Source organism: Streptomyces olivaceus (genome assembly GCF_000721235.1).
Lineage (GTDB): Bacteria > Actinomycetota > Actinomycetes > Streptomycetales > Streptomycetaceae > Streptomyces > Streptomyces olivaceus.
The window spans coordinates 37334-58607 of the sequence record NZ_JOFH01000020.1 but is presented as its reverse complement, the minus strand read 5'-3'; the positions used below and the strand labels follow the sequence as shown (position 1 = coordinate 58607).

Genomic DNA, 21274 nt, shown 5'->3' with positions numbered 1-21274 from the left:
CCCCTAACCGGCACGGGAGAAGCGGCGGGCCGCCAGCACCAGGGCGGCGACGCCCAGAGCGCACATCACCAGCAGCTCGACGGCCAGCGGCGGTGTCCAGCCGCCCCAGTCGGGCCCGGTCGGGAGCGCACCGCCCGGCACGGCCCCGGCCACGGTCTGCCGCAGCGCGTCCACGGCGTAGGTCAGCGGGTTGACGAGCGTCGTCGCGGCCAGCCACACCGGCAGGCCGTCCGTCGAGAACATGGCACCCGACAGGAAGAACAGCGGCAGCATGGTCACCCCGAGCGCCGACTGGAACGTCTCGATCCGGGTGATGCGGACGGCCGCCAGGGTCACGAGCGCGGTCAGGGTGAACGCCACCAGCGCCAGTTCGCCGAGCAGGGCGAGGAGCAGCAGCGGGTCGTAGGGCAGGCCGGCGAGGCCGGCGAACGCGAGCAGCAGGCCGCCCTGGGCGGTCGCCGTCACGGTGCTGCCGAGGCACTTGCCGACCAGGAAGGTGTCGCGCCGGACCGGTGCGACCAGCACGGCGCGCAGCAGCCCCGTCTCGCGGTCGCGGACGATGGACATCCCCGCGTTCAGCGCGGGCATCTGCACGGCCATCATCAGGATCCCCGGGTAGACGTAGGCCATGTAGTCCCCGCCGCCGGATTCGGAGCCGACCATGCCGCTCAGTCCGGTCCCGAGGACCACGAAGTAGAGCAGCGGGTTCAGCAGCGTCAGGCCCGCCTGGGCGGGGCTCGCGACCAACCGGACCGTCTCCCGCCGGATCAGTGCCCGCAGTGCGGCGAACTCTGCGGCGCGCCGGCCGGGCGACCGCGCCGCGAGCCGGCCGGGTCGCTCCGTGGTGGACTCCAGCACGTCGGTTCCTTCCCTCGTCCTCGTGTCCGGCCGCTACGGGTTGCGCAGGGAGCGGCCGGTGTGGTGCAGGAAAACGTCGTCCAGGCTGGGTCTCGTCACGGTCACCGACGTGACGCCCGTGGTCAGGTGGGCGCAGAGCCGCGGAACCCAGCCCGCCCCGTCCGCCGCGCCGACCCGCACGCCCTCCGGTGTCGCCTCGGCGTCCAGACCGAACCGCTCGCGGATCGACCGGGCGGTGCTGCGGTCGTCGTCCGTCCGCAGGTGCACGACGTCGGCGCCGATCGCCGACTTGAGTGCGTGGGGCGTCCCCTGCGCCACCAGGCGGCCGTGGTCCATCACCGCGATCCGGTCGCAGTTCTCGGCCTCCTCCAGGTAGTGCGTGGTCAGGAAGACGGTCACGCCGTCCCGCCGGCCCAGCTCGTGCAGTTTCTGCCAGACCTGGGACCGGCTCTGCGGGTCGAGTCCGGTCGTCGGCTCGTCGAGGAACAGCACCCGCGGCCGGTGCATCAGGGCGCGGGCCACCTCCAGCCGGCGCCGCATACCGCCGGAGTAGGAGCCGACGGGCGCGTCGCCCCGGTCGGCGAGGCCCACCAGGTCGAGCAGCGAACGGGCCCGGGCGCGCACCTCGCGCCGCGGCATGCCGTGCAGGCGCCCGTGGAAGTACAGGTTCTGCCACCCGGTCAGTTCACGGTCGGTGGAGGGGTCCTGGAAGACGACGCCGATCCTGCGCCTGACCTCGTCGGGGCGGTGCGCGACGTCCGCTCCCGCCACGACCGCCCGCCCGCCGCTGGGACGCAGGAGAGTGGAGAGCATGCCGATGGTGGTGGACTTGCCCGCGCCGTTGGGGCCGAGGAAGCCGAACTTCTCCCCCGCGGCCACCGTCAGGTCGAGTCCGTGCACGGCCACGGTGCCGCCGTAGACGCGCCGCAGGCCGCGGGTGCGGATCGCCGTGGAGCCGGGGGCGCTCACCGGCGGGGCGGTACGGACATGATGACGTGGAAGGCGCGCGCGTGTGCGTCGGCCTCGCCCACGGGCTCGCCGTCCACGGCCACCCAGGCGTGTGCCCCGAAGGGCTCCGTGACCACACCGGTGCACCACTGGGGCCAGGTGCCGCCCAGCCGGCACAGCAGCGCGGCGGCGACGGACCGTTGCAGACAGCGCGGACCGGCGCAGGCCAGGCTCACGTGCACCACGGCGTTGCGCGCCCGCAGCGCCTGCGCCGCGCTCGCGGGGCCCGCGCCCCGGCTCGCGAACGTCAGTACGCGGCGCAGCCGGGCCGGAGGCAGCCGGGTCAGCACGCGTGCCACCGCGGCGGCGAGTACGGCGGGCGGGCGCAGCGGCCAGGGCGGGGGGTCCGCGGACTCCAGGCGCAGGGTGGTTCCCCCGCTCACGGGACGATCACCTTGGCCGTGCGCAGGGCGTCGAGCAGGCTCTCCACGTGGCCGCCGGCCCCGTCGGCCGCGTCGGGGTAGCGCCGCAGCAGCGTCCGCGCCGCCTCCTGCGGCGACTCCCCGTCCAGCAGAGAGCGCAGGACGACGGCACCGGTGCGGTTCAGCATCCAGTAGCGCCCGCTGCGTTCGTCGAGCAGGACGGTGCCGTGCTCGGTGTCGGCGACGGACACCCCGGGCTTCAGGGCGAAGGACATCGGGCCTCCTTATGGCGTTCGGGACGAGGGGGCGGCGGTGGTCGCGCCCGCCGCGGGCAGGGCCCGCAGCCACAACTCGCAGGCGAGGGTCGGGTCGAAGGGCATCAGCGGCCGGGTGTCGGCGTGCGTGGCGAGCAGCAGCCGGCGCAGCTCCGCCGTGTCGATCAGACCCATGCGGGCCAGGCGCGTGTCCTCGGCGAGGTCGAGCAGTTCGCCGCGGCGCCGGCGCAGGCCCGCGTAGAGGGTGGGGCTGGCGTCGTCCTTGCCGGTGCGGTGCAGGATCCCGGCCGGTACGACGCCGTCCAGGGCCCGTGCGAGCACCGGCTTGAGCCGGTTCGTGGCGACCCGGTCGGCCAGCCGCACGGACAGGACCGCCTCCAGTACCCGGTCGTCGGTGTAGGGGGCGTGGAAGGTGACGCCCGCGTGGGCGCCGATGCTCGAATTGCGGCGCATCACCGTGCCGTTGACCCGGTTGATCCAGATCATCTCGTGCTGCACCGGCAGCGCGGCCAGCGGTTCGGGGTCCGCCGCGACCGCCTCGCGCATCAGGCGGCGTACGGTCGACGCGGCGTCCCGGGTGATCCAGGGCGGCAGCCTGGCCGGGATTTCCCAGGAGGCGCCCGAGCCCCAGGACCGGTCCGCGTCGAGCTGGTCCGCCTCGTCGGCCAGCCAGCGGCGGTAGGACGGCGAGGCCGCCATCGTGCGCGCCGTCGTGGCGAGCGACCAGCGGCGCTTGGCGCGCAGCGCGCGGATGTGCGGCAGCGCGGCCGCCGGGTCGCGGCGGAGCAGTCCGTGCAGGCACATCGCTCCCGGCAGGAACAGTTCGTCGCCGCCGACGCCCTGGAGGTGGCGGCGCGCGCCCAGGGAGGCGACGAGGCCGGCCTGGTGCTCGACGGTGGCCCTGGCCCGGACGAACATCAACGGGCCCTCCCGGTCGTGCGGGGTGTGCTCGAACGGCGCGTACCAGTCCGGCGTGTCCGTCGGCGGCACCACGAGGTGCCGGGCCTGCGGCAGCGCTTCCGCGGCCCGGCGGGCGTGGGCCAGGTCCTCGCCCCGGCCGCCGTGTCCCTCGTAGTGCAGGGTGGCCAGGTCCGTGCCGGGCGTGCGGGCGGCGACGAAGCAGAGGCTCGTCGAGTCCAGGCCGCCGGAGAGGTCGGCGCTCACCGTCGGCTGGCCCGCGGTCCGTGCCGCGACGGCGTCGAACAGTGCTTCGCGCACGAAGTCGCCGTCGCCGAGCCGGCGTTCGGGCTCGGGCGGGGTCCACCAGCGCCGGGTACGGGCGGTGCCGTCGCGGCGGATCTCCAGGCAGTGCCCGATGCGGGGGCTGCGCACGCCGCGCCACACCGACCCCTCGCTGAGCGGCGCGGGCGGGCCGAACGGGGACAGCAGTTCGAGGGCGACGCGTTCCTCGTCGATGCCCGCGCCGGCGCGGGCGGCGAGGCTCTCGGCCCGGGAGGCCGCCACCGTGACACCGGCGGCCCGGGTGTAGAAGACCTGGCACGCGGTGGACAGGGTGCCCTGGACCCGCACCTCGCCGTCGAGCGAGGCGACCAGGTGGAAGCTGCCGGCGGGCAGGCGGGCGAGGTCGTCCAGGTCCGCCGGGGACCGGGCCCGGTCCAGCCGGGCCGCCAGGGCCCCGGGGTCGACTCCCGCGCAACCGAGCAGCACCAGGCGGCGCGGACCAGTGCCGACGCACACGATCTCGTCGTCCGGCCAGTCGCCCACGAGCCAGGGGCGCCCGGAGTGGTGCTCCAGCACCTTGGGGCGCGGCAGCCCGGGAGACGGCACCGATGCGAGGACCTCGGCACCGGCCGGATGGTCGGGAAGTACCACGAACTCCATGCGTATCCTCCACCGGAGTGCCGAGGGGGGCGGCCCGGCCGGCGTGTGGAGTCGGCCGGACCTCTCCCCCGATGTGGAGTGACCGGGCAGCGGACGGCCGGTGCGTGGGACTGCTGCTCCGGCGCCGCTTCCCGCGTCACCCGGCCCCGTGGGGCCTACGGGTGGCTCAGAGCCACCAGGCGCCCCACGGGCTGTCGATCCAGTAGCCCTGGGACGTCAGCTGGGTGAGCTCGGCGAAGTCGCCGACCTCGATCAGGGCGGGAACCTCGTACACGTCTTCCTTGGCCATGAAAGCCACCTCCGTCTGTCGAGTGGCGCCGGTCGGTCCCGGACGCCGGGTGTCGGTCCGACGGGACGATCCGTTGCGCTCACTCGGCCCGTCCGCCTGGCACAACGCTATGGACCGGGCCACTCGGGCGCACGACACCTGTTCGAGTGACAAGCGCCTGTGCGAGGAGGTCTGCGCGAGGTGGTCTGTGTGCCCAACAGTCCGCCCACCACCGCGGACGGCGTCGTGGCGACCGTCCGCGCCTCCGGCGGGAGTACCGGGAGTACCGGGAGACGCGGTCGAGCGGCGCGGCGGCACCTGCGCACAGGTCGGTACAGCCCCCGCGCACAGGCGTACGGCGCGCCGTGGACGTCGCACGGCCGCCGGCGCGGCCGGGCGGGTCAGTGCGCCGCGCCGACCGGCTCCTCCGGTTCGGCCGCGCCGACGAAGGTCCGCCACAGCCGGGCGTACCGGCCGTCGAGCGCGAGGAGTTCGTCGTGCGTGCCGTCCTCGGCGACCCGTCCGTCGGCCATGACGACGACGCGGTCCGCGCGGGCGGCGGTGGTCAGCCGGTGGGCGACGACGAGCGTCGTACGGCGTCCCGCTATGCGGTCGGTGGCGTGGTTGACCTGCGCCTCGGTGGCCAGGTCCAGGGCGGCCGTGGCCTCGTCGAGGAGCAGTACGTCCGGGTCGACGAGTTCCGCGCGGGCCAGCGCGATGAGCTGGCGCTGGCCGGCGGAGAGGTTGCGGCCGCGTTCGGCGACCTCGTGGAGGTAGCCGCCGGTGAGGGTGGCGATCATCTCGTGGGCGCCCACCGCCCGTGCCGCCGCCTCCACCTGGGCGTCGGTGGCGTCGGGGCGGCCGTAGGCGATGGCGTCCCGGACGGTGCCGGGGAAGAGGTACGCCTCCTGCGGGACGACGCCCAGCCGGTGCCGGTAGGCGGTCAGGTCGAGGGCGCGCAGGTCCTGCCCGTCGGCGGTGACCCGGCCGCCGGTCGGGTCGTAGAACCGGGCCACCAGCTTGACCAGCGTCGACTTGCCCGCGCCGGTCTCGCCGACGAAGGCGACGGTCTGCCCGGCGGGGATGCGCAGGTCGATGCCGGTGAGGGCCTCCTCCTCGTCGCCGTACCGGAAGTGCACGTCCTCGAAGGCGATCTCGCCCCGCAGGGACGTCACCCCGCGGGGCCGGTCGGCGGTCCGGGTGGAGGCGGGCTCGCGCAGGAGTTCCTGGATGCGGCCGAGGGAGACGGACGCCTGCTGGTAGCCGTCGAAGACCTGGGAGAGCTGCTGGACCGGCGCGAAGAACAGGTCGATGTAGAGCAGGTACGCGACCAGCGCACCGGTCGTCAGGGTCGCGTTGTCGATCCGCGTGCCGCCGACGATCAGTACGGCCGCCGCGGCGGCCGACGACAGCAGCTGCACGAACGGGAAGTAGACCGAGATCAGCCACTGGCCGCGGATGCGGGCCTGCCGGTAGCCGTCGCTGCGCTCGGCGAACCGGCGCCCGCCGTCGTGCTCGCGCCGGAAGGCCTGCACGATCCGCAGCCCGGCCACCGACTCCTGGAGGTCGGCGTTGACCGTGGAGACCCGCTCGCGGGCCAGCTCGTACGCCTTCACGCTGGCCCGGCGGAAGAAGTACGTGGCGATGATCAGCGGCGGCAGCGTCGCGAAGACGACGAACGCCAGCTGCACGTCGATCACCAGCAGCGCGACGAGGATGCCGAAGAACGTGACGACCGAGACGAAGGCGGTGACCAGGCCGGTCTGCAGGAACGTGGACAGCGCGTCCACGTCCGTCGTCATCCGGGTCATGATCCGGCCGGTCAGCTCGCGCTCGTAGTAGTCGAGTCCGAGCCGCTGGAGCTGGGAGAAGATCTTCAGCCGGAGCGAGTACAGGATCCGTTCGCCCGTGCGGCCGGTCATCCGGATCTCGCCGGTCTGCGCCGTCCACTGGGCGAGCACGGCGAGCAGCCCGAGCAGCGAGGCAGCCCAGACCGCGCCGAGGGCGAGCTGTGTGACGCCCTCGTCGATGCCGTGCCGGATCAGTACGGGCAGCAGCAGGCCCGTGCCCGCGTCCACTGCGACGAGGGCGAGGCTGATCAGCAGGGGGGTGCGGAAGCCGGCCAGCAGGCGGCGCAGGCCGTAGGACTCCTCCGGCCGGACCGCCCTGGCCTCGTCGACGTCCGGAGTGCCGTCCGCCGGGGGCAGCGCGTCCACCCGGGCGAGGAGTTCCGGGGTGGCCGGGGTGCCCGCGAGGGCGGCGTCCTTCGGGGTCCGGTCGCCGGTCCACAGCCGGGGCGTGACCCCGCGCTCGGCGTCGAACTCGGCGTCCAGCTCGTCGCGTACGGAGGTGTCCTCCAGCTTTTCGGCGGGGCGGGTGTGCCCGGGCGAGACGCCGCCGAGTTCGTCGGGGTCGGTGAGCAGGCGCCGGTAGAGGGCGGAGCGTTCCTGCAGCTCCTCGTGGGTGCCGAGGTCGGCGAGGCGGCCGCGGTCGAGGACGGCGATGCGGTCGGCGAGGCCGAGGGTGGAGCGGCGGTGCGCGATGAGGAGCGTGGTGCGGTCCCGCATGACCTGCTTCAGCGCCTCGTGGATCTCGTGCTCGACGCGGGCGTCCACGGCGGAGGTGGCGTCGTCGAGGACCAGCAGGCGGGGGTCGGTGAGGATCGCCCGGGCGAGCGCGACGCGCTGGCGCTGGCCGCCGGAGAGGGTCAGTCCGTGTTCGCCGACGGTCGTGTCGTACCCGTCGGGCAGGTCGCCGATGAACCCGTGGGCCTGCGCCGCCCGTGCCGCGGCCTCGACCTCCTCGTCGGTGGCGTCGGGGCGGCCGTACGCGATGTTGGCGCGCACGGTGTCGGAGAAGAGGAAGGAGTCCTCGGGCACCAGCCCGACGGCGGCCCGCAGCGAGTCCAGGGTCAGCTCGCGCACGTCGTGCCCGCCGACGAGGACGGCGCCGCGCCGCACGTCGTAGAAGCGCGGCAGGAGCAGCGAGACCGTGGACTTGCCGGAACCGGAGGAGCCGACGACGGCGAGCGTCTCGCCGGCGCGGATCTCGAAGGAGAGCCCGTCGAGGACCGGGCGGCCGTCCTCGCCGTCCGTGTCGTAGCCGAAGGCGACGTCGTCGAACTCGACGGTCGCGGGGGCGTCGGCCGGCAGCACCTTCGTGCCGTCCTTGATCGCGGGCTCGGTGTCGATCAGCTCCAGGACCCGCTCGGTGCCGGCACGGGCCTGCTGGCCGACGGTGAGGACCATGGCGAGCATGCGGACCGGGCCGACGAGCTGGGCGAGGTAGGTGGAGAAGGCGACGAAGGTGCCGAGCGTGATGTGCCCGCGCACCGCCAGCCAGCCGCCGAGGGCCAGCATGGCGACCTGCCCGAGCGCGGGGACGGCCTGGAGGGCCGGGGTGTAGGTGGCGTTCAGCCTGATCGTCCGCAGCCGTCCGGCGAAGAGCCTGCGCCCGACCTCCCGCAGCTTCCCGGTCTCCTGCTCCTCCTGCCCGAAGCCCTTCACGACGCGTACGCCGCCGACCGAGCCGTCGACCACCCCGGCGACGGCCGCGGCCTGCGCCTGCGCGTACCAGGTGGCGGGGTGCAGGCGGGTCCGGCTGCGGCGGGCGATGAACCACAGCGCCGGGGCGACGGCCAGCGCGATCAGGGTGAGCGGCGGGGACAGCCAGGCCATGATGCCCAGGGAGATCAGGAAGAGCAGCACGTTCCCGATGGTCATCGGGAGCATGAAGAGCAGGCTCTGGATCAGCTGGAGGTCGCTGGTCGCCCGCCCGACGACCTGTCCCGTGGACAGCTCGTCCTGCCGTCGCCCGTCCAGCCGCATGATCGTCGCGTACATGTCGGTGCGCAGGTCGTGCTGGACGTCGAGGGCGAGGCGGCCGCCGTAGTAGCGGCGGATGTACGCCAGGACGTAGACGACGGCCGCGGCGCCGACGAGGAGCCCGGCCCAGACGGCCATGGACCGGGCCTTCGCACCGATCACGTCGTCGATGATCACCTTGGTGATCAGGGGGACGAGGGCCATGACCGCCATGCCGCCCAGCGAGGCGCCGAGAGCCAGTACGACGTCCTTGGGATGGCGCCGGGCGTAGGCCGCCAGTCGTCGTGCCCATCCCCGTTGCGCGTCCACGCGGTGCCCTCCGGTCGGTCGTCCTGCTCACCTGATCTACCGGAAGGCTCCAACACGGGCGAGGTGGGATTTCATCCCGCTGTAACAATTCGGGGCACCGCTCACGGGCGGCAGTCGCTCACGTGCGCACGCGGAGCCTGAGGAAGCGGGTCGTCTGTACGTCGTTCTGGTTGTCGTCGCTGACGATCAGGACGTCCGTACGGTCCCGGGAGCGGCCGGTGACGGCCATGCCCTCGAAGTTGTCGAGGAGCGGGTTGGGCTGGGGCTGCCCGGCGGTGGCGCCGAGCGAGGGGCAGTCGGCGAGGTCGGCGAGGAGCCGCTTGGGGAGCGGGGTGCCGCGCGGGGTGCCGCGGCCGGGGCGGTCGGCCAGGTGGAGGCGGATCGTGTTGCCGACGCCGGAGGTGAAGCCCCGCTCCAGGACGAGCAGGCGCCCGTCGGGCAGGGCGGTGACCTCGGAGACGCCGAGCCCGGCGTCCGTCCGGTACGTGTACCGGTCCCCGAGCCGGAAGCCGCCGTCCCGCGTCCGCTGCCAGGTCTGGAGGCGGACCAGGTCGGCGGGGTCGCCGTCGAGCGGGTACTCCATCGAGGCGAGCAGCGTGCGACCGCCGGGGAGGAGGGTCAGCCCCTCGAAGCTCCCGTTCTCCTGCGCGCGTCCCTCGGGAGCGGTGCGGAGGTCGTCCGGCACGGGGAGGCGGCCGAGGATCTCGCCGGTGCGGGAGTAGCGGCGGACGGACGGCTCGGTCTCGGAGGAGACGAGGTAGGTGCCGTCCCGGTCGACGACCAGCCCCTCGGAGTCGAGCGCGGCGCCCTCCTCGTCGGCGAGCGGGACCACGCCCCACGGCTGCAGGGTCCGCGCGTCCAGCCGGAAGAGGGACGAGCGGTCGGCGAGCGCGGCCACGGTGCCGCGCCGGTCGGGGGCGAGGGCGGAGAGGTTGCCGACGTAGGTGCCGTCGTACGTCGTCTTGTCGAGGACGTCGGAGAAGCCGGCGAGGGAGACGGAGCGCGAGCAGGCGTTCCGCTGGGAGTTCCCCGGAGAGCTTCCCTGGGCGGCGGCAGGTCCGGCGGCGGTGAGGCAGCCGGCCGCGGCGAGGCCTGCGGTGAGGGCTGCGAGGGCGGTACGGAGGATTCTCGGGCGCATGGCCGTCACCCTAGGGCGCGGGGGTGGCCGGGAGTTGGCCGCTTCTCGAAGGACGGGGTTCCGCGCGCCCGGGCGTTTCCGGCGCCCCGGAGTCTCCGGCACCCCTGGGATTTCCGGCACCCCGCGAGTCCGCGCCCCGGGCCCGGCCGGCCGCCGGACGGGCCGCCCGGGAGTTGGGGCTTGCCGCCGGACGGCGCCTCAGCCCTCCACGATCGCCTGGAGAGCGGGGCCGTAGTAGCGGACCACGGTGTCGGTGTCGGCAGCGGCCAGGGGTTCGAGGACCGCGATGTACCGCATCATCGCGAGTCCGATGAGCTGGGTGGCGATCAGGTTCGACCGCAGGACCGCGTCCTCGCCCGTGACCACGTTGCCGAGCGCGTCCGCCAGGATCGTGGTCGCGGTCTCGCGCAGCCGGGCGGCGGCCACGCGGTGCACGGACGCCGAACGCACCATGGTCATGAGCGCGGGCCGCGTCGAGAGGTCGTCCCACAGCGCGAGGTGCGCGCGCACCATGCGCTCCCCGACCCCCTCGCGTCCGCCTTCCGCGGCGGCGGCGAGGGCCTGCGGCATCTTCAGCGGCACCTCCAGCGCCTGCAGGAAGAGGTTCTCCTTCGTGCCGTAGAAGTGGTGGACCAGCGACTGGTCCACCTCCGCGGCCTCCGCGATGCGGCGCATGCTCGTCGCGTCGAACCCGCGCTCGGCGAAACACGCCCGGGCCGCGTCCAGGATCGCCTCCCGGGTGCGGGTCTCCCCGGGCCGCCGGCCACCGGCGTGCTTGCCCGCCGGAACCGCCCCGGCCACCGCCCCGGCCCGCTCGCGGTCGGCACCGCCCGCCTCACGCACATCGTCGACGCTCTTCATGCCCCCATGATGCCCGCCGCCCGTCGGTCCGCATTAAGTCATCACATGATGAACTCAGCGCATGATGAGTTTATAGTGAGACAGATCCTCCCCGCCTCCTTCTCCCTCTCTCCCTCTCTCCCTCTCTCCCGGGACGGTTGCCATGTCCACGAACCTCACCACCTCCGCCGCATCGGAGCCGGACGGCGGCGCCTCCTCCGCCGCCCCGCCGCCGGGCGGCCGGAAGCCCGTCATACGGCTCGCCGCCATCGTGGTCGGCCTGACCGCGGCGATCACCGTGATGCTGTGCGCCTTCGCCCTGCCGTCCGTCAACGGCGGCCCCCACCACGCCCCGCTGGGCGTCACCGGCCCCGCCGCGCAGAGCGTGCAGGCGAAGCTGGACGGCGACGCGTGGGACGTCACGGTGTACGACGATGCCGAGGCCCTCACCGACGCCATCGAGGACCGTGACGCCGTGGGCGGCATCGTCCTGGGCTCCGACGGCGTCACCGTCCTCACCGCGACCGCGGGCGGTCAGCTGATCTCCACCGCGATCGGCGGGCTCGGCGAGACGCTCGCCGAGCAGCAGCACGTCTCCGCCACCGTTGAGGACCTCGTGCCGTTCCCGGAGGACGACCCGCGGGGCACCGGACTGACCGGCGCCGCGCTCCCGATGGTCTTCGGCGGCATGCTCCCCGCGATCGTCCTGCTCCAGGTCTTCCCCGGCCACGCCAGGCTGCGGACCCGGCTCGCCGGAGTGGTGGCCTTCGCGCTCGCGGCGGGAGCCGCCGTCAGCGCCGTTCTCACGTACGGGACCGGCACGCTCGACGGCAACTTCTGGATCACCTCGCTCGGGCTCGCCCTGGGCATGGCCGCACTCGCCGTTCCCTTCCTGGGGCTCGAGTCTCTGTTCGGCTTCGCCGGATTCGGCGCCGGGGCCGCGGTAACGATGTTCCTCGGCAACCCGCTCTCCGGCCTCCCCACCGGCCCGTACTGGCTGCCCGACGGCTGGTCCGGCTTCGGGCAGCTCCTGCCGCCCGGCGCCTCGGGCAGCCTGCTGCGCGCCAACGCCTACTTCGACGGCACCGGCGCGGGAGGCCCGGCGCTCGTCCTGACCGCCTGGGCCGCCGTCGGCCTGGTCCTCATGCTCGCCGCCGACCGCCGCAACCGCAGGAAGGGCGCTGCCCGGCCGACGGTGTGACCGCACGGCCCGACCTGACGCGGGGCGGGCGCTCCCGCCCGGAGATTCACAGCCTGTCCCCAGGCGGACCACAGCCCGCGCCCAACGGCCGTGGAGACGGTGGCCCGGTGACATCTTCTGCCACCGCTTCACCGCACGCGGCCACCGAGCCGCCCGCCCCCTCCCCCGCCGACGCCCCGCCCCGGTGGTCGCGGCCCGCGCTGCTCGCGATCCTCGCGCTGGCGGCCGGGCTGTACGCCTGGAACCTCTCCGGGTCCGGACTGAACAGCTTCTACAGTGCCGCCGTGCTCAGCGGCACCGAGAGCTGGAAGGCGTGGTTCTTCGGCTCGTTGGACGCGGGGAACTTCCTCACCGTCGACAAGCCGCCCCTCGCCCTGATGGTCATGGGCCTGTCCTGCCGCCTCTTCGGCTACGGAACCTGGCAGATGATGCTGCCGCTGATCGGGGCCGCGCTGGCGACGATCTGGATCCTGCACGCGTCCGTGCGGCGGGTGTGGGGCCACGGCGCGGCGGCGGTCGCCGCGCTGGCGCTGGCGCTGACCCCGATCACGGTCGCCATCAACCGGGACAACAACCCGGACACCCTCCTGGTGTTCCTGATGGTGGCCGGGGCGGCGCTCGGCCTGCGGGCGACCCGCGACGGGCGGCTGCTGCCGCTGCTGGGCTCGGCGGTCTGCTTCGGGCTGGCCTTCAACACGAAGATGCTCCAGGGCTGGATCGCGCTGCCGGCGGTCTTCCTCGTGTACGTGTACGCGAGCGACCTCGGCTGGGCGAAGCGCGTCCGGAACCTGGCGCTCGCCGCGGTCGCCCTGGCCGTCGCCAGCTTCTGGTGGGCGGCTGCCGTGTCCCTGGTACCGGCCTCCGAGCGGCCGTACATCGGCGGTTCGACGGACGGCACGGCGTGGGACCTGATCCTGGGCTACAACGGGCTCGGCCGGATCCTCGGCGGCGACGGCAACATGGGCGGAGGCGGCGGAGCAGGTGGCGGCGGCGGTGGCTTCTCGGGCACCGCGGGCATCGGGCGGATGTTCAACGACGTCCTCGGCGGCCAGATCTCCTGGCTGCTCCCCTTCGCGGGCATCGCGCTCGCCGGCGGCCTGGTGCTGTGCGGCCGGGCGCCCCGTACCGACCTCACCCGGGCCGCGCTCGTGCTGTGGGGCGGCTGGACGGTCCTGCACTACCTGACGTTCAGCATGGCCGAGGGCACCATGCACCCGTACTACACGACCGCGCTCGCACCGGGCATCGCCGCGCTCTGCGGGGGCGGCGGCGTGATGCTGCTGCGCGCCTTCCGGGCCGACCGGCGCTGGGTGTGGGTCCTGCCGCTCGCCCTCGGGGTCACCGGCCTCTGGGCGGTCGTGCTGCTGCGCCGCGCCTCCGGCTGGAACACCTGGCTGTGGCCGTCGGTCGCGGTGGTCATGGCGCTGGCGGTCGCCGGACTGCTGGTCTTCCGCTCGGGGCGCCGGGTGCGGCTGCTGGCGGTGTCCGTGGCGGCGGCCGTCGTCGCGGGCATCGCGGGTCCGGCGGCGTACGCCTGGTCGGTGCCGTCCGGTTCCGGGGGCGGCATGGGCGGGACCAACCCGACCGCGGGGCCTTCGACGGGCGGCGGCATGGGCGGTCCGGGCGGCGGAGGCGGCGGCCGGGGCGGGGCCCCGGGCGGCGGCGAGGGCGCGCCCGGCGGCGGGGGCCCGGGCGGACAGCCGCAGGGCGGCGGCCGGGGCGGTCCGGGAGGAGGGAGCTTCCCCGGCGGTGGATCGGCCCCGGACGGCGGGTCCACCCCGGGCGGCGGCGACGGCCGGGCCTCCGAGGGTGCGAGCGACTCGACCGGCACGGCCCCGGAGGGCAGCGGCGCGGGCACGGACGGGCAGCAGGGCGACACCGGAGGCTCCGGCGGAAACGGCGGCGGCGGGGGCATGGGCGGTCCGGGCGGCGGAGGCGGCGGCATGGGCGGTGCGAGCACCGAACTGGTCGCCTACCTGAAGAAGCACCAGGACGGTGCCAAGTGGCTGCTCGCCGTGTCGAGTTCGCAGAGCGCCGCGCAGCTCATCCTCAGCAGCGGCGAACCGGTCATCTCCATGTGGGGCTGGTCCGGCAGTGACAACGCGATGACCCTCGCCAGGCTCAAGGAGCTGGTGCAGAAGGGCGAGTTGCACTACGTCCAGGTCGGCGGGGGCATGGGCGGCGGCCCCGGCGGCGGCGACGGACTCAGCTCCCAGGTGACCGAGTGGATCCAGGAGCACGGCACGGCCGTGGACGAGAGCGAGTACGGCGGCACCTCCACCGACGCGTCCGACTCCGAGTCGCAGTCCGATTCGCAGTCCGGCTCACAGGGCTCGCAGTCGGACAGCGCGTCCGGCCTCTACCGGCTGGACCCCGCGGACGTGGACTGACCACCGCACCACCCACCGGAAGGATCATCAGACTAACCACTCCCCACGGCGATCACCCGCCCCAACCGCCACGGCGGCCCCCCGCCTTTTCCGGCCGGGGGCCGCCGTCACGTAATCAACACGCTCTGTACACCCCACCTCCCACATGCACATGTCACGCTCGTTCCACCGTTCAATCCACACGCGTAGATCGGACACCCCACATGCTCGCGATACGCACCCGGCGCCGTAAGGCGGCGGCGCTCGCCGCGGCCGCGGTCCTCGCCGGACTCGCCGCCCCCTCACTGACGGCGAGCCCGGCGACGGCGGCCACGGCACCGGTCACGGCGCCGTCCGGCCCCTCGACGACGGCGAACTCGGACTACGACGACACGTACTACAAGGACGCGGTCGGCAAGACGGGCGACAGCCTCAAGTCCTCGCTCCACACGATCATCAGCGACCAGACCAAGCTGTCGTACTCGGCGGTCTGGGACGCGCTGAAGGTCACCGACGAGGACCCCGACAACAGCAGCAACGTGATCCTGCTCTACTCGGGCGACTCCCGGAGCAAGTCGCTCAACGGCGGCGACAACGGCGACTGGAACCGCGAGCACACGTGGGCCAAGTCCCACGGCGACTTCGGCACCGCCACCGGCCCCGGCACCGACATCCACCACCTGCGTCCCTCGGACGTCCAGGTCAACAGCGCCCGCGGCAACAAGGACTTCGACAACGGCGGCAGCGAGGTCGCCAACGGCGGCGGCAGCCTCACCGACTCGGACTCCTTCGAACCACGCGACGCCGTCAAGGGCGACGTGGCCCGCATGATCTTCTACATGGCGGTCCGCTACGAGGGCGACGACGGCTTCGCCGACCTGGAGGTCAACGGGAACGTCGACAACGGCAGCGCCCCGTACATGGGCAAGCTCGACGTGCTGAAGCAGTGGAGCGACGAGGACCCGCCGGACGCCTTCGAGGAGAACCGCAACCAGGTCATCTACGACGACTTCCAGCACAACCGCAACCCGTTCGTCGACCACCCGGAGTGGGTCGGCTCGATCTGGTAGCCGTTCCGGCAGCGGTTCTCAGCCCGGGTAGGGGGCGGCCGCGCGAGCCTTGCGCAGCGCCGCCGCCCACCAGGCCAACTGGTCCAGCAGGGTCTTGGCGTACCCGGGCGCGTCGGCGTCGAGCGAGCGGCCGTCCTGCCAGGCGGTGTAGTACTTCGGGAAGGCGAGGCCGTCGCGGACGGTCACGGCGTGGAGTTCGGTCAGGACGTTCTCCAGGTGCAGCACCGCGTGCCGGCCGCCCGCCGCGCCGCCGTAGCTGACGAAGCCGACCGGCTTGGCGGTCCACTGGGTGAAGTGCCAGTCGATGGCGGCCTTCAGGGACGCCGGATAGCTGTGGTTGTACTCGGGCGTGACCACGACGAACGCGTCAGCGCCGTCCAGTGCGGCGGTGAGCGGGGCCATGGTGTCGGGGCGCGGGTAGGCGTCGCCCGCGTACTTGGGCGAGGCGGCGGGCAGGGCGAGCGGGACGTCGTGGTCGGCGAGGTCGACGACCTCCACGTCGAACCCCCCGTGGAGGCGGGCCCGTTCAGCCACCCAGGAGGCCACCACGGGCCCGAACCGCCCCTCACGGACGCTGCCGACGAGGATCACGAGCTTGTGCGTGTCGTTGGTCATGCACCTCACGGTCGCGGGCCACCGGGCGGCGGGCCAGGCCGTGTTCGGGCTGGCCCCGGCAGGGCCAGGCTGAGCCCTGCCCGGGCCGGCGGGAGGCGTCCTATGCTCGGGCGGCATGGGGACACCTCTGGGGGACTTCATCCGGGCCAGGCGGGACACCACCCAGCCGGAGTCACTGGGGCTGCCGGACCACGGCAGGCGCCGGTCGCCGGGACTGCGGCGCTCGGACGTCGCGGCGCGGGCCGGGATCAGCGTCGAGTACCTGACCCGCATCGAACAGGGCCGGGACCGCCGCCCCTCCCCCGCCGTACTGCGGGCAATCGGCGACGCGTTGAGCCTCGCCCCCTCGGAGCGCGACCACCTGCGCTACCTCGCGAAGATCACGGGTGGAGAGTGCACCCACCACGCCGGGACCGCACCGCCCGGCCGCGAGGTGCGCCCGTCCGTCCTGGAGACCCTGCGGCTGCTGGAACCGGGCATCGCACTGGTCACCAACCGACTGGGGGACGTCCTCGCCCGCACCCGCGCCTACGAGGCGGTGACGAGGGGGACGGGACTGCTCGACGGCGACGCCCCGAACCTCACGCGGTACGTCTTCACCGACCCCCGGGCCCGGGAGTTCTTCGCCGACTGGGACGACGTCGCGGACGAGCAGGCCTTCGACCTGTGGCTCGGGCCCGCAGTGGAGAACGCCGAGCGGTTCACGGCGGGCCTCGCGCCGCTCGCTGGACCGGAGTTCACCCGGCGGCTGAACCGGCACGTCGTCCCGGCGCGGGGAGTGCTGCGGCTGCGGCATCCCTCCGGGCCGGAGCTACGGCTGCGGCGCGAGACCCTCGACATCGCCCCGGACGCCCAGCATCTGCTGGTGATGCTGCCCGCCGACGAGGAGACGGCGCGGGCCGTCGAGCGCCTCGGGCGCGGGGGACACGGCGGTCTGCGGGCCATCTCCTGAACCGCGGGCCCGCGCCCGTTCACCGACAGACGGCAGCCGTCGGCCGACAGACAGCACGTGGGTCACTTCGAACGGTCCTCGGCGATCCGGCGGGACATGAGCGTGGTCAGTTCGTACGCGGTGTGGGAGGCGGCGACCGAGGTGATCTCGGCATGGTCGTACGCGGGGGCGACCTCGACGACGTCGGCGGAGACCAGGTCGCAGGAGGCCAGGCCGCGCAGGATCTCCAGGAGTTCGCGGGAGGTCATGCCGCCGGCCTCGGGTGTGCCGGTGCCCGGGGCGTGGGCGGGGTCGAGGCAGTCGATGTCGATGGAGATGTACAGCGGGCGGTCGCCGATGCGCTGGCGGAGCTGGTCGGCGACCTCGTCGGCGCCGCGCCGGTAGACGTCCGCGGACGTGACGATGCCGAAGCCCATCTTCTCGTCGTCGGTGAGGTCCTTCTTGCCGTACAGCGGGCCCCGGGTGCCGACGTGGGAGAGGGCGGAGGTGTCGAGGACGCCTTCCTCGACCGCGCGGCGGAAGGGGGTGCCGTGGGTGTACTCGGCGCCGAAGTAGGTGTCCCAGGTGTCCAGGTGGGCGTCGAAGTGGAGCAGGGCGACCGGGCCGTGCTTCTTCGCCACCGAGCGCAGCAGCGGCAGGGCGATGGTGTGGTCGCCGCCCAGGGTCATCAGGCGGGCGCCGGTGCCGAGCAGCTCGTCGGCGGCGGCCTCGACCGTCTCGACGGCCTCGTGGATGTTGAAGGGGTTGACGGCGATGTCGCCGCCGTCGGCGACCTGGGCGAGGGCGAAGGGCGAGGCGTCCTGGGCCGGGTTGTACGGGCGCAGCAGGCGGGAGGCCTCGCGGATGGCGTTGCCGCCGAAGCGGGCGCCGGGGCGGTAGGAGACGCCCGAGTCGAACGGGACGCCCACGACGGCGACGTCGGCGCTGCCGACCTCGTCCAGGCGGGGCAGCCGGGCGAAGGTGGCGGGTCCGGCGTAGCGCGGGATCCTGGAGGAGTCGACGGGACCGCGGGGCGGCTCGTTGCTGCTCATGCACTGCCTTCCTTCTTACGCTTCGTCGCGTATGTGCTGCTGCTGTCCGACTGTACTGGTGGGGTCGGACAGCCGGTCGGGGCCGGCGGCCGGGACCGGTGGGCCGGTGGGCCGGGTCCGGCCGTCGGCCTGCTCGAAGACTAGGAGCCCGGAACGCGGCCGTGAAATGTACATCCGGTCCAGATCCGTCTCCGGGACTGGAGGAAACGGCGTGGGGCGCGCCGAAGACGCCCACAGGCGGCTGCCTCACAATGGAGGCATGCCGATACCCGGGACACCCAGCCGCGCCGAACTCGCCGAGCACCTCGTCCGTACCCGTATCGCGGGCGACGTCGCCACTCCCCGCGAGAACAACCTCTCCCACTACCGGAAGCTGGCGAACGGCGACCGCCACTACTGGCTCGGTCTGGAGCTGGGCGACCGCTGGGGCGACGAGCAGGACGTGCTCGCGGTGATGGCGGAGCGGGTCGGCGTCATCGACGACCCCGAGCACCGGTACGGCCAGGACACCATCGACCCGGAGCTGACGGTCTCCGCGCTGGAGCGGATGGCGGGGCGGCTGCGCAAGGCGGCCGACGGCGGGCAGCGGGTGCTGTTCGCGACCGGTCACCCCGGCGGGCTGCTGGACGTGCACCGCGCGACGGCCGCCGCGCTGCGGGCCGCGGGCTGCGAGATCGTCGTGATCCCGGAGGGCCTGACGACGGAGGAGGGGTACGTGCAGCAGTTCGCGGACGTCTCGGTCCTGGAGCACGGGGCCTCGCTGTGGCACACCCATTCGGGCGAGCCGATGAAGGCGATCCTGACCGGTCTGGAGCGCGAGGGCCGCCCGCTGCCCGACCTGGTGGTCGCCGACCACGGCTGGGCGGGGTACGCGGCGCAGCACGGCGTCGACTCCGTGGGCTACGCGGACTGCAACGACCCGGCCCTCTTCCTCGCCGAGTCCGAGGGCACGCTGCAGGTCGCGGTGCCGCTGGACGACCACGTGGTCAGCCCGCGCCACTACGACCCGATGACGGCGTACCTGCTGACGGAGGCCGGGCTGAAGTAACCCGGCCGGCCCCCGGCACCCCGGTCCGGCCCGCCCTCAGCGCTCCCGTGGGACGCGGACCACGCCCTCCTGGACCACCGAGACGGCGAGGCGGCCGTCCCGGGTGTGGATGCGGGCCTGGCCGAGGCCCCGGCCGCCGGACGCGGACGGCGACTGCTGGTCGTACAGCAGCCACTCGTCGGCGCGGAAGGGCCGGTGGAACCACATGGCGTGGTCCAGCGAGGCCCCGACGACGTCGCCGACGGCCCAGCCGCCGCGGCCGTGCGCGAGCAGCACCGAGTCGAGCAGGGTCATGTCGGAGACGTAGGTGGCGAGGACGACGTGCAGCAGCGGGTCGTCCGCGAGCTTGCCGTTGGTGCGGAACCACACCTGGGAGTGCGGGTCGCGCGGGGTGCCGAAGTCGCCGAAGGGCGGGTCGTCGACGTAGCGCAGGTCGACCGCCGCCCGCGCCTCCAGGAACCGCTCCACCGTCCCGGCGGGCAGGTGCGGGTAGCTCCGCAGGCGGTCCTCGCCGGTGGGGAGGGTCGCCGGGTCCGGTGCGGGCGGCATCGGGGCCTGGTGGTCGAGCCCCTCCTCGTACGTCTGGAAGGACGCCGACAGGGTGAAGATCGGCTTGCCGTGCTGGACGGCGACGACGCGGCGGGTGGTGAAGGAGCGGCCGTCGCGCAGGCGGTCGACGCTGTAGACGATGGGCGCGCCGGGGTCGCCGGGCCGCAGGAAGTACGCGTGCAGGGAGTGCGCGTGCCGGTCCTCGGGGACCGTGCGCCCGGCGGCGACCATGGCCTGGGCCGCGACCTGGCCGCCGAAGACGCGGGGGACGACGGCGGACCGGGAGTGGCCGCGGTAGATGTCCTCCTCGATCCGCTCGAGGTCGAGCAGGTCGAGGAGGGACTGGAGTGCTTCGCTCATGGCTGGTGGGTCTTCGCCTGTGAGTCTTCTGAGTCTTCTGGGTCTTCGCCCGTGATGTTCCGTCCGTGGTGCTCGGTCTACAGGCCCATGTTCTTGGCGATGATCATCTTCATGACCTCGCTGGTGCCGCCGTAGATGCGGTTGACGCGATTGTCCGCGTACAGGCGGGCGATCGGGTACTCGTTCATGTAGCCGTAGCCGCCGTGCAGCTGGAGGCAGCGGTCGATGACGCGGTGGGCGACCTCGGTGCAGAACAGCTTGGCGCTGGCGGCCTCGGCGGGCGTCAGCTCACCGGCGTCCAGGGCCTCGGTGGCGCGGTCGGCGACGGCCTCGGCGGCGTCGACCTCGGCCTGGCAGGCGGCCAGCTCGAACTTGGTGTTCTGGAAGTGGGCGACCGGCTTGCCGAAGACGGTGCGCTCGCGCACGTACTGCGTGGCGAAGGCGACGGCGGCCTTGGCCTGGGCGTAGGCGCCGTAGGCGATGCCCCAGCGCTCGGAGGCGAGGTTGTGGCCGAGGTAGGAGAAGCCCTTGTTCTCCTCGCCGAGCAGGTCCTCGACGGGGACCTTGACGTCGACGAAGGCCAGCTCGGCGGTGTCGGAGGTGCGCAGGCCCAGCTTGTCGAGCTTGCGGCCGACGGAGTAGCCCTCGGACTTCGTGTCCACCGCGAACAGGGAGATGCCGTGGCGGCGGTCCTCGGCGGTGGGCGCGTCGGTGCGGGCGCAGACGATGACGCGGTCGGCGTGCACGCCGCCGGTGATGAAGGTCTTGGCGCCGTTGAGGACGTAGTGGGTGCCGTCCTCGGAGAGCTTGGCGGTGGACTTCATGCCGGCGAGGTCGGAGCCGGTGCCGGGCTCCGTCATCGCGATGGCCCACATCTCGTCGCCGGTGACGAACTTCGGCAGGTAGCGCTTCTTCTGCTCGTCGGTGGCCAGCATGTTGATGTAGGGCAGGGCGAGCAGCACGTGCACGCCGGAACCGCCGAACTGGACGCCGGCGCGGGCGGTCTCCTCGTAGAGGACGGCCTCGAACTTGTGGCTGTCCATGCCGGCGCCGCCGAACTCCTCGGGCACGTTGATGCCGAAGATGCCCAGCTCGCCGAGCTTGTAGTAGAAGTCGCGCGGCGCCTGGCCCGCGGCGAACCACTCGTCGTAGACGGGGACGACCTCGGCCTCGATGAAGGCGCGCAGGGTCTCCCGGAACGCCTCGTGGTCCTCGTTGAACACCGTACGGCGCACCGCGCCACCTCCAGGGTACGAATATCTAAGCGCTTGCTCAGATACCACGGTACCGGCGGGTAGCCAGGGGCGTCCAGAGCGGGCGGCGGGTAACGCGCGTCACTCCGCGGCAGCGGGCGG

At 73.5% G+C, this 21274-nt stretch carries 18 protein-coding genes; 5 read left to right on the top strand and 13 right to left on the bottom strand.

The features are described 5' to 3' along the window. Positions 1-3: 3 nt before the first annotated feature. The 9 genes from IG94_RS0122485 to IG94_RS0122445 all read right to left on the bottom strand — a co-directional run bounded on the left by IG94_RS0122485 (position 4) and on the right by IG94_RS0122445 (position 10745). The gene (locus tag IG94_RS0122485) at positions 4-858 is read right to left on the bottom strand and encodes an ABC transporter permease (RefSeq protein ID WP_031039960.1); all 855 of its coding nucleotides are present in this window, start codon (positions 856-858) and stop codon (positions 4-6) included. A gap of 33 nt (positions 859-891) precedes the next feature. Continuing rightward, complete coding sequence (locus IG94_RS0122480; RefSeq protein WP_031039957.1) at positions 892-1827, bottom strand: daunorubicin resistance protein DrrA family ABC transporter ATP-binding protein; 936 nt, start codon at positions 1825-1827, stop codon at positions 892-894. Next, a complete protein-coding gene (locus IG94_RS0122475; protein ID WP_372457686.1) occupies positions 1824-2249 on the bottom strand; it encodes a lasso peptide biosynthesis B2 protein in 426 nt (141 codons plus the stop codon). The genes IG94_RS0122480 and IG94_RS0122475 overlap by 4 nt, the downstream gene beginning before the upstream one ends. Further along, positions 2246-2503, bottom strand: coding sequence for a lasso peptide biosynthesis PqqD family chaperone (locus tag IG94_RS0122470; RefSeq protein ID WP_031039950.1), 258 nt, complete (start codon positions 2501-2503; stop codon positions 2246-2248). The genes IG94_RS0122475 and IG94_RS0122470 overlap by 4 nt, the downstream gene beginning before the upstream one ends. A gap of 9 nt (positions 2504-2512) precedes the next feature. Then, positions 2513-4345 (bottom strand): asparagine synthase-related protein, encoded by a 1833-nt coding sequence (locus IG94_RS0122465; RefSeq protein WP_052410794.1) that lies wholly within the window; start codon positions 4343-4345, stop codon positions 2513-2515. A gap of 166 nt (positions 4346-4511) precedes the next feature. Then, positions 4512-4634, bottom strand: a complete 123-nt coding sequence (locus IG94_RS41845) for a lasso RiPP family leader peptide-containing protein (RefSeq protein WP_107060642.1) — start codon at positions 4632-4634, stop codon at positions 4512-4514. A gap of 380 nt (positions 4635-5014) precedes the next feature. Then, positions 5015-8746 carry an ABC transporter ATP-binding protein gene (locus IG94_RS0122455; protein ID WP_031039944.1) on the bottom strand — a complete coding sequence of 1244 codons (3732 nt, stop codon included), beginning with the start codon at positions 8744-8746 and terminating at the stop codon, positions 5015-5017. A 118-nt stretch (positions 8747-8864) separates the two neighbouring features. Next, the gene (locus IG94_RS0122450) at positions 8865-9884 is read right to left on the bottom strand and encodes an esterase-like activity of phytase family protein (protein ID WP_031039940.1); all 1020 of its coding nucleotides are present in this window, start codon (positions 9882-9884) and stop codon (positions 8865-8867) included. A 198-nt stretch (positions 9885-10082) separates the two neighbouring features. After that, on the bottom strand, positions 10083-10745 hold the full coding sequence (locus IG94_RS0122445; RefSeq protein WP_031039937.1) for a TetR/AcrR family transcriptional regulator: 663 nt from the start codon (positions 10743-10745) through the stop codon (positions 10083-10085). A gap of 142 nt (positions 10746-10887) precedes the next feature. On the opposite strand from IG94_RS0122445, the gene IG94_RS0122440 reads away from it, so the two are divergent. The 3 genes from IG94_RS0122440 (at position 10888) to IG94_RS0122430 (ending at position 15364) form a co-directional block, all read left to right on the top strand. Continuing rightward, positions 10888-11925, top strand: coding sequence for a hypothetical protein (locus IG94_RS0122440; RefSeq protein ID WP_052410793.1), 1038 nt, complete (start codon positions 10888-10890; stop codon positions 11923-11925). Positions 11926-12032: 107 nt separating this feature from the next. Continuing rightward, positions 12033-14315 (top strand): ArnT family glycosyltransferase, encoded by a 2283-nt coding sequence (locus tag IG94_RS0122435; RefSeq protein ID WP_031039931.1) that lies wholly within the window; start codon positions 12033-12035, stop codon positions 14313-14315. A gap of 203 nt (positions 14316-14518) precedes the next feature. Continuing rightward, positions 14519-15364, top strand: a complete 846-nt coding sequence (locus IG94_RS0122430) for an endonuclease I family protein (RefSeq protein ID WP_031039923.1) — start codon at positions 14519-14521, stop codon at positions 15362-15364. Positions 15365-15382: 18 nt separating this feature from the next. Here the strand turns inward: IG94_RS0122430 and IG94_RS0122425 are convergent, their stop codons facing one another. Then, a complete protein-coding gene (locus IG94_RS0122425) occupies positions 15383-15979 on the bottom strand; it encodes an NADPH-dependent FMN reductase (RefSeq protein WP_031039921.1) in 597 nt (198 codons plus the stop codon). Between the two features lie 115 nt (positions 15980-16094). Between IG94_RS0122425 and IG94_RS0122420 the strand changes: the two genes are divergently transcribed. After that, the gene (locus tag IG94_RS0122420) at positions 16095-16931 is read left to right on the top strand and encodes a helix-turn-helix domain-containing protein (protein ID WP_031039918.1); all 837 of its coding nucleotides are present in this window, start codon (positions 16095-16097) and stop codon (positions 16929-16931) included. 62 nt (positions 16932-16993) lie between these two features. Here IG94_RS0122420 and speB read toward each other — a convergent pair whose 3' ends face one another. Beyond that, on the bottom strand, positions 16994-17962 hold the full coding sequence (speB, locus tag IG94_RS0122415; RefSeq protein WP_031039914.1) for an agmatinase: 969 nt from the start codon (positions 17960-17962) through the stop codon (positions 16994-16996). Positions 17963-18221: 259 nt separating this feature from the next. Between speB and IG94_RS0122410 the strand changes: the two genes are divergently transcribed. Next, positions 18222-19010, top strand: coding sequence for a phosphatase (locus IG94_RS0122410; protein ID WP_031039911.1), 789 nt, complete (start codon positions 18222-18224; stop codon positions 19008-19010). A gap of 36 nt (positions 19011-19046) precedes the next feature. On the opposite strand, the gene IG94_RS0122405 is transcribed toward IG94_RS0122410, so the two are convergent. Both IG94_RS0122405 and IG94_RS0122400 read right to left on the bottom strand, forming a co-directional pair. Beyond that, positions 19047-19919, bottom strand: a complete 873-nt coding sequence (locus IG94_RS0122405; RefSeq protein WP_031039907.1) for an acyl-CoA thioesterase — start codon at positions 19917-19919, stop codon at positions 19047-19049. A gap of 77 nt (positions 19920-19996) precedes the next feature. Then, a complete protein-coding gene (locus IG94_RS0122400) occupies positions 19997-21154 on the bottom strand; it encodes an acyl-CoA dehydrogenase family protein (RefSeq protein WP_031039904.1) in 1158 nt (385 codons plus the stop codon). Positions 21155-21274: the final 120 nt, after the last annotated feature.